The following is an 8,301-nucleotide window of genomic DNA, read 5'->3' as shown; positions in this document are numbered from 1 at the left end:
TTGCGCGTTCCCGGTCTGCATCTCCTCGCGCAACTCGCTGCGCAGTTGCGCGTTCCCGGTCTGCATCTCCTCGCGCAACTCGCTGCGCAGTTGCGCGTTCCCGGTCTGCATCTCCTCGCGCAACTCGCTGCGCAGTTGCGCGTTCCCGGTCTGCATCTCCTCGCGCAACTCGATGCGCAGTTGCGCGTTCCCGGTCTGCATCTCCTCGCGCAACTCGCTGCGCAGTTGCGCGTTCCCGGTCTGCATCTCCTCGCGCAACTCGCTGCGCAGTTGCGCGTTCCCGGTCTGCACCTCCTCGCGCAACTCGTTGCGCAGTTGCGCGTTCCCGGTCTGCATCTCCTCGCGCAACTCCTTGCGCAGTTGAGTGTTCCCGGTCTGCATCTCCTCGCGCAACTCGCTGCGCAGTTGCGCGTTCCCGGTCTGCATCTCCTTGCGCAACTCTTTGCGCAGTTGCGCGTTCCCGGTCTGCATCTCCTCGCGCAACTCGCTGCGCAGTTGTACGTTTCCATCCTGCATGTCTTTGCGCAGCTGGATCTGCTCGTCCTGAATGTTCTTGATGTGCGCGCCCATCGTTTCGATGTTTTTGAGGATCGCGCTGAGCATTTCGCGGTCGTTCATTTCAGCCATCTCCCGTTCACCTCCAAGTACCACAATTTGATCCTGGATCACAGTGCTTCCGCGCTCCGAAATTGCTATGTCCTACGATCTTATCAAAGGTCCGGCAAACGGTCAATCATCGTTGAGAGAGTCGGTCAGTCAAATTTTGCAGGGGATTCAGCCCGGAAGTTGTTTGGAATGGAGCGGAATGTTGTAAGTTTTATGTGGCACAGCAAGGGGAATGCAAAATAGGCCATCTTTTATGGCCTATTAGGTCAAAAATGGGCCGTCGCCACGAAATAGCCAGCGATTTCGCTGGCTATTTCGTATAAATATGCCCGGATTGGGGCCGTTTGGCCCAAATAACCAGTGTTTTCACTGGCTATTTTGGATGGGGCGGTTGAAATCAAGCAAATAAGCCATTTTTTTGTGGCTTATTTTCGCTCCAGTCGAAAGAGCACGTTCGCTGAACGCTCGCGCAACACAAAATGGCAGCTCGCAATGGCAAACGCGAGAACTTTTCGCTGTGCGCCGTCGTTTTTTGGTAAACTGACAAGTGACGGTTGTCCAGCAATCATCCCATCGGATAAGGAGAGAGTCCAATGCCGCGTACGAACAAACCGAACGTGATCGTCGTTACCACGGATCAGCAGCGTTACGACAGCATCCGCATCAACGGCAACCGCTTTATCCAAACGCCGCATCTCGACCGGCTCGGGCGCGAGGGAGCGGTGTTTGAGCGCGCCTATTGCCCGAACACCGTGTGCACGCCGTCGCGCGTGTCGCTCATGACCGGCATGCACTTGTCCCGCCACGGCGCCTATAATATCGGTACATTCGCCCACGATTACGGCTTGTTCCTCAGCCGGATTCTGCGCGACAACGGCTACCGGACGCAGCATATCGGCAAAGCGCACTGGCACCCCTGGCAGGCGGAAAGCCCGGAGACGGCGCCGGTCGACGAAGCGGGAACGCCGTTTCGCGATTTTGTCGGCTTCGACGAAGCGGAGCTGACGATCGGCCACGCAACGGGCGGAGTGACCGGGCATTATGCGTCGTGGCTGCGGCGTCAAGGGCACGATCCGCGGCAGTTCCGCGTCAACGCGCGGTTTCCCGGCGACGCCAACGGCACCGGCGACTGGGAAATGCCGACAGCGCTACATTCCGGCGCCTGGGTGGCGGAGCGGGCGAATGCGTTCCTGGAGCGTCACGCCGCGGAATCGCCGGATCAGCCGTTTTATTTGAACCTCGGCTTTCAGGACCCGCACCACCCGCATGTGGTGCCGTACGACTACAAGAACCGGGTCGATCCCGATGTCGTGCCGCCGCCGGACACCGACTGGAGGAACGATGTCGACCCTCCCGAGCACGTCGCTTTTTTCCGGCAGGGCGGCATTTCGCAATCCCGTTTTCCCGGCAAATTTACGATCGGCGGCAACAGCGACGAGGCGTGGGCGCCTTATTTTGCCGACACGGAGAAAAGCAAACTGACCCGAGCCTACTATTATACGATGGTACAGTTGTTTGACGAGCAGTTGGGCACGATTATGGAGACGCTGGACCGCCTGAAGCTTGGCGACAACACGATTCTGGTGTTTGCATCGGATCACGGCGAAATGCTCGGGGACCACGCGATTGGCCAGAAAGGTCCGATGACCTACGAAGGAGTGACGCATATCCCGCTGTTGATCCGCTATCCCCACGGATTTGCGCCGCGCAGGGTAACGGAATGCGTATCGCTTGTGGATTTGCTGCCGACGATGCTCGATTTTATCGGCATCGCGGATCCCGTGAAACGCGACGGCATCAGCCTGCGAGCCGCGCTGGAGCGGGGAGAAGCGCTGCCGCGGCCGGGCGTCCGCATCGAATACAAGGAAGAGCCGGACCGGATTCGCTACAAATGCTGGGTGACGCCGCAGTGGAAACTGGCGGTATACGGCGGCGAAACGTTCGGCGAGCTGTACGATCTGCAAGCCGATCCCGGCGAAAAACGCAATTTGTTCGCCAGCCCGGATCATGCGGCCGTTCGGCAGCGGCTGCTGACGGAGATGCTTGCCGACCAGGAGCGCAGCGAACCGGTCAGCATCAGGCCGTGCCGGGTTTAGAAGCGCTGCTGGAAACAAGCCAAGAGAGCCGGACAGCCGGCCCCCTTGGCTTTTTCGTTCAGCGCGAAAAGATCATTCATAATAATTTCTTTTTTTGGCCAGCTCGCCATCCTGGTTCCAGGCGTGACCGAACGGGAAGCCCGGGTAGCGATGCGTTTTGGGCATGCGCATCGTTCCGGCATCGCAGCGGACCCGTTCGCTGCGTTTGCCGCAGATGAGCAAACCGGTATCGTCCCATACCCCGTCGGCGAGCTGATAAGCATCGTCCGCGCGGTAGGAAAACACGATGCCGCGGCGCTGCTTGCCGGACAAATTCGGGCCGGAGCCATGAAGCGTCAGGCAGTGATGGATGCTGATGCCGCCCGCCCGGGGAGTAATATTTTCGAGCGTGGACTTGTCCTGCCAGTAACTCCGTTCCGTACACGCATTGATAAACAACCCGTCCTTGGTGTGGTCCAGAAATCCCGCCTTATGGCTCTTTTTGACCATTTGCATACAGCCGTTTTCCACCGTTGCATCGTCCAGCATCGCCATAACGGACAGCAGATCCGTATTCGTATGCGGGTAAAACATGTAATCCTGATGCCACGGGAATACGCCGGCTCCCCTCGTTGAAGGCTTCGTGGCCAGCTTGGAATGCTGCAGCTGGATATCCGGCCCGAGCAAAGCCCGGATGCATAAACATAGCTGCTTTGAGCTTGTCTATTACAGCAAGGGAACCGGGCGGATGAAACTCGGGGACGAGCAATATTACTACAGCCCGCATTCGTTATTGCTGACGGAGCCCGAGTTTTACCACGACGAGGAGCACTACGAGGCGACGGATGTGTTATATATCGGGTTTACTTACGACGACACGACGGTCCCGCTGAAGAACGGGTTGTTTTTTGACGACAGCAGCCATCTGCTGCTGCATTTGCTGGAAAGAATGAAGCAGGTGATGATCGCGCAGCGGCCGCATTACATCCTGCAGTTGAACTTGTTGGCAGGGGAAATCATCATCGAACTGAGCCGGTTGAAATACAGCGCCGCCAAACCGAAGCTGTGGGAAAACAAGCTGATTTATGCCGTAAAAGCGATCGAAGAAAATTACATCCACCCGATCGACCTCCATTCGTTGGCTTCCTTGTCCGGATACAGCTTCGAGCGCTTCCGCCATATTTTCAAAGAAGAAACCGGGTATTCTCCCGTTCAATACATCATGAGCAAACGGTTTGCGCACGCGAAACAAATGCTGGAAACCTCCGCAACCCATCTCCTTGATCGCTTCCGAAAGCGGATTTTCTACCGTATCCCAATTTTGCAAATTGTTCAAAGAGCGCTTCGGCTGCACCCCGCTGGAATATCGCAAGCAAAAGGGCTGAGGCAGGGAAGAAGCCCTATTTGCGTTTTCACGAATAGAGCGCAAGGAAGATGCAGTCGGTCGCGGTTCGCGGCGAAGAGCAACTGATTTTGTCCTATACAGGGGAAAAAAGGTAGTGCCAGACGCTCAAAATTTGCCATTCGACAAGGATACGGTCGAAAATGTGATAAAATATACGAAAATTATGTGGTACAGTTCACATTATTTTTGTGGAAGCCATAAATTGGCTTTCGGAAAAGCCGGCCCAAGGTGTTTGGAGTGAGGCTCTTTCGGGTTAACTTAACCTGATTGTTCGCTCGTTGTCGCTTTCTTCCCCTTCTTATTTCGCCCGTCAAAATCAGGAGCAAAGGAAAGTGAAACGAATGAAAGCAGCAGTTGCCAAGGAAGACCGCTTGTTCTATGCATACCGATACGCTTCGCTTGCGCTTACCTCGTTCGTTTATCTCATCCGGGATTCCGATCCTCCTGCCCTGCCTTACAAGGCGGGCATTGTGCTGGCCCTGTTCCTTTCGATGAAAGGGATGTCGGTCGTTTACCGGCGCAGCCGAAGAAGCTCGCCGGCGTTCAAGGCGGCCGTTGCCGCCGAAGTGGCAGGCATCCTGCTGTTGACGATTCCGACCGGCGGCATGGGCAGCCCGTTCTTGTGGTGCATCCTGAATCCGATGCTGCTGGGGGCTTGTTACGTTTCGGCGCTCTATTGCTGGTCGCTCTTGATCGGGTTCCTGCTGCTCGTTGCCGCCGCTTCGACCGTGACGAGCGTTTCCCCGTTGTCGATCGGCGGCGTGTTGCTGGACAACAGCTATTTCTATATGCTCTTCCTGCTCATTATGCTGGCGATCCAGGTCATGGCCGATGCCAAAAAGGAGCTGCTGCGCGCCCACGGGCGGACTAACGAAACGATGGAGCACATCAAGTCGCTGTATCATATCGTCGAAGCGGCGACACAGAGCAAAGCGGGCAATATGGCGTATGTGTTCGCCGAGTTTTCGCTGAAGCTGACGAAGCAGAAGACGGCGTTTTTCTGGGAGAGCGGCGGGGGGAGCGAGAAGGGCAGACTGATCGTGCAAGGCATTCGAAACGAAGCGGCCGAAGCGCACCTGTTGGGCAAAATCGAACGTTCTGCCGCCGGCTTCGCCAAACAGGACAGCGCCTCGATTGTGAACCTGCGGGAGCACGGCGAATATTTGGTCGTGCCGGTCAAAACGTCGTCGCGCTTCTTGGGCGTGCTCGGCGTTCGCATCGAACGCTGGCATATGGCGGCGGGGCGGCGGTGGTTCGTGCAGCAGCTTTACTTCCTGTCCGAGCTGTGCGCCGTCATTATGGAGCGGCACCAACTCGAGCGGATCGAGCATCAGCTGACGATCATCGAAGAGCAGAACCGGATCGCCGAAGAAATGCACGACAGCGTGTCCCAGCATTTGTTCGGCATCGTGTATGCGATCCATTCGCTGAACCGCAAGTGGCAGGACGTCACCGAGGAGCAGCTGCGCAATCAATTGCAATTGATCGAAGAATCGTCCCATATCGCGTCGAAGGAGCTGCGCTCGACGATTTACAGCTTGAGCTCCCGCAAGCATGACGGCGCGTTCTGGTTCCGTTCCGTCCGTGCCCATCTCGACAACGTGTCCAGGCTAAACGAGGTGGACATCCGTCTCGAAGTGGAAGGAGACGACCGTCTGTTGCCGGTGCATAGCCAGAAGGCGCTGCACCGCATTATCTCCGAAGCGGTCGGCAATGCCATCCGGCACGGGCACTGCTCGCGGGTGGACGTGTTATTCCGACTCCGGGACCAGGAGGCGTTTCTTGTCGTCAAGGACGACGGCGTCGGGTTTGCGGCGAAAGCATGCATGGAGGCGGACGTCCCGGTCGGGCTGGGCCTCGACAACATGAAGCTGTTGGCGCAGTCGATGGACGGCGTTTTCGATATCGACAGCACTCCGGAAACGGGCACGCAAATTACCGTTCGCGTACCGGATGTGGCCAGGCGCGAGCGCGGCCATTTTGAAGAATCGCTGGACGCCAATACGAGGAAAGCAGGTGCAGAAGCATGAAAATCGTCATTGTCGAAGATCATCCGTTGGTCCGCAAAGGGCTGACGGCGGTATTGTCGCTGGAGAGTAATCTGGAAGTGGCAGGGGAAGCGGAAACGGTCGAAGCCGCCTTGGAGCTGATCATGAACACAAGGCCCGATTTGGCCATTGTCGATTTGAAGCTGGGCAGCCAGTCGGGCTTCGACCTGATCGATCGGCTCAAGGGCATGGCTTGCCGCTGCATGGTGCTGACCTCGTCGATGGCGGAAGCCGATTTCCGCCGGGCGGAGCAGGCCGGCGCCGACGGCTATGTGCTGAAGGAGGCGCTGCCGGAGGAGCTGCTGCTGGCGATCAAGCTGGTCGGCAGGGGCAAGAAGTATTTTGACCCCGGCCTGATGGAAATGCTGATCAAGCGGGACGAGGACGACGAGTTCGGCAAGCTGACTCCGAAGGAGATGGAAGTGCTGATCGGACTCGGCGAAGGGTTGTCCAACCAGGGCATGGCGAAGAAGCTGGTCGTGACCGAGTTTACGGTGAAGAAGCACGTCAGCCAGATTTTGCAGAAGCTGAACGTCAACGACCGCACGCAAGCCGCGCTGCTGGCGCAGGCGAAGGGGCTTTCCACGTTTTGCGCGGACCGTTTGATCGACGACGCCATGGTACAAAAGTATACCATGTAGGTGGCCGAAGGGAGTAAGGCGGCGTAGCCGATCGAGTCGAAAAGAGCGTCGTTTCGGGTAATTTCCTCCCCAAGGCAAATGCGCTAAGCTGAAAATAGAGTCGCTTCATAGCTGCCGAGCACACGATTATAGCCCGTAACGAGGAGGGTGTTATGGAGAAGACAATCATCGATTATTTGCTCATCGTTCGCAAGAAGCTGTGGTGGATCGCCTTGTTCGTGCTTCTGTCCTGCGCGGTGACGTTCTATGTCAGCCAGACGTTCGTGCAGCCCGTCTACCAGGCGAACAGCAAGCTGCTGGTCAACAGCGCGGACAAGTCCGCGGACGCGATCGATCTGAACAATGTGACGATGAACCTCAGCCTGGTCGAAAGCTACAAGGCCATTATCAAATCGAGCAAAATCGTCGACGAAGTGGCGGCGGCCCATCCCGAGTTTGCGCTGACGCCCGAGAAGCTGGCGAAGAAGCTGAAAATCAGCTCCGTCGACAAAACGCAGTTGATTACGATCGCCGTCGAAGATCCCGATTACGGCCGGGCGGTTGCCATCGCCAACGCGGTCGCGACCACGTTCATTGCCGACATCCCGTCGCTGATGAACATGAACAACGTGACGATGCTGGCGCCGGCGGATCCGGACAAACGGCCGCAGCCGGTCAATGCAAGTCTGGCGCTCAATCTGGCGATCAGCTTCCTGCTTTCCCTGATGGCGGCGCTCGGCGCGGTGTTCTTCCTGGAAAACATCAACGACACGATCCGCAGCGAGAAGGAAGCGGAATTTTACGTCGGACTGCCGGTGTTGGCCTCGATCGGCGCGATCAAGGAGCACGATGTGCCGAGGCGGATGCGGGTAGCGAGCAGAGAGGCGGGTGAACAAGCGTATGTCGCGGTTAAGTAAATCGCTCATTGCGGAGCTGGACCCGGCTTCACCCGTCGCCGAATCGTTCCGCGTGCTGCGGACGGCGATCCGGCACAAGAAAGGCAAGGCGGCGGCGGGCGGGCTCGTGCTGATGGTGGCGTCCTCCAAGCCGCAGGAAGGCAAAACGGCGATGCTGTCCAACCTCGCCGTCACCTATGCGCAAGACGGGAAGAAGGTGGTGGCGATCGACGGCAATTTGCGCCAGCCTTCGCTGCACGAAGCGTTCGGCATCCGGGGCGACAAAGGGCTGGTGCAGGCGATCAAGTCGTCCGTATCGCTCAAGGACGCGGTGTCGCCGAGCGGCTACCCGCATCTGGACGTGCTGCCGGCCGGCGGGCAGCCGAGCAATCCTTCCGAGCTGCTCGGCTCGGCGGCGATGGCGGGCTTGCTTGACGAACTGAAGCGCACCTACGACGTGGTGCTGCTCGACTCGCCGGCGACGCTCGATTACACGGACGCCGGTCTGCTGGCCGAAATCAGCGACGGGGTCATGCTCGTGGTCAAACGCGGGCGCACGAAACGCGAATGGGCGCAGAAGGCGAAGGAGCGGCTCGAACAGGCCGGGGCCGGCATGCTAGGCATCGTGCTTAACAAATGAAGCCCGCTCGG

The 8,301-nt window shown here is 58.0% G+C and carries 8 protein-coding genes; 6 read left to right on the top strand and 2 right to left on the bottom strand.

Annotation, left to right across the window (positions count from 1 at the left end):
* The coding region (locus EXY20_RS32770; protein ID WP_207671365.1) for a hypothetical protein at nt 1–618 on the bottom strand (618 nt) is incomplete at its 3' end.
* Nucleotides 619–1,199: 581 nt separating this feature from the next.
* On the opposite strand from EXY20_RS32770, the gene EXY20_RS32765 reads away from it, so the two are divergent.
* The gene (locus EXY20_RS32765) at nt 1,200–2,702 is read left to right on the top strand and encodes a sulfatase family protein (RefSeq protein WP_135556632.1); all 1,503 of its coding nucleotides are present in this window, start codon (nt 1,200–1,202) and stop codon (nt 2,700–2,702) included.
* A gap of 72 nt (nt 2,703–2,774) precedes the next feature.
* On the opposite strand, the gene EXY20_RS32760 is transcribed toward EXY20_RS32765, so the two are convergent.
* Nucleotides 2,775–3,368 carry a phytanoyl-CoA dioxygenase family protein gene (locus tag EXY20_RS32760; protein WP_167859687.1) on the bottom strand — a complete coding sequence of 198 codons (594 nt, stop codon included), beginning with the start codon at nt 3,366–3,368 and terminating at the stop codon, nt 2,775–2,777.
* Between the two features lie 61 nt (nt 3,369–3,429).
* On the opposite strand from EXY20_RS32760, the gene EXY20_RS40820 reads away from it, so the two are divergent.
* The 5 genes from EXY20_RS40820 (at nt 3,430) to EXY20_RS32730 (ending at nt 8,290) form a co-directional block, all read left to right on the top strand.
* Nucleotides 3,430–4,152, top strand: a complete 723-nt coding sequence (locus tag EXY20_RS40820; RefSeq protein WP_235886309.1) for a helix-turn-helix domain-containing protein — start codon at nt 3,430–3,432, stop codon at nt 4,150–4,152.
* Nucleotides 4,153–4,427: 275 nt separating this feature from the next.
* Nucleotides 4,428–6,116, top strand: a complete 1,689-nt coding sequence (locus EXY20_RS32745) for a sensor histidine kinase (RefSeq protein ID WP_235886311.1) — start codon at nt 4,428–4,430, stop codon at nt 6,114–6,116.
* Complete coding sequence (locus EXY20_RS32740) at nt 6,113–6,775, top strand: response regulator (protein ID WP_135556627.1); 663 nt, start codon at nt 6,113–6,115, stop codon at nt 6,773–6,775. Before EXY20_RS32745 ends, EXY20_RS32740 begins: the two co-directional genes overlap by 4 nt.
* A 152-nt stretch (nt 6,776–6,927) precedes the next feature.
* Nucleotides 6,928–7,671, top strand: coding sequence for a YveK family protein (locus tag EXY20_RS32735; RefSeq protein ID WP_135556626.1), 744 nt, complete (start codon nt 6,928–6,930; stop codon nt 7,669–7,671).
* Entirely contained in the window at nt 7,655–8,290 is a 636-nt protein-coding gene (locus tag EXY20_RS32730; protein ID WP_135556625.1) for a CpsD/CapB family tyrosine-protein kinase, read from the top strand. The genes EXY20_RS32735 and EXY20_RS32730 overlap by 17 nt, the downstream gene beginning before the upstream one ends.
* Nucleotides 8,291–8,301 lie beyond the last annotated feature (11 nt).

Source organism: Paenibacillus cymbidii, assembly GCF_004764705.1.
GTDB classification, from domain to species: domain Bacteria; phylum Bacillota; class Bacilli; order Paenibacillales; family NBRC-103111; genus Paenibacillus_AN; species Paenibacillus_AN cymbidii.
This window is presented reverse-complemented; position numbering and strand designations above follow the sequence as displayed.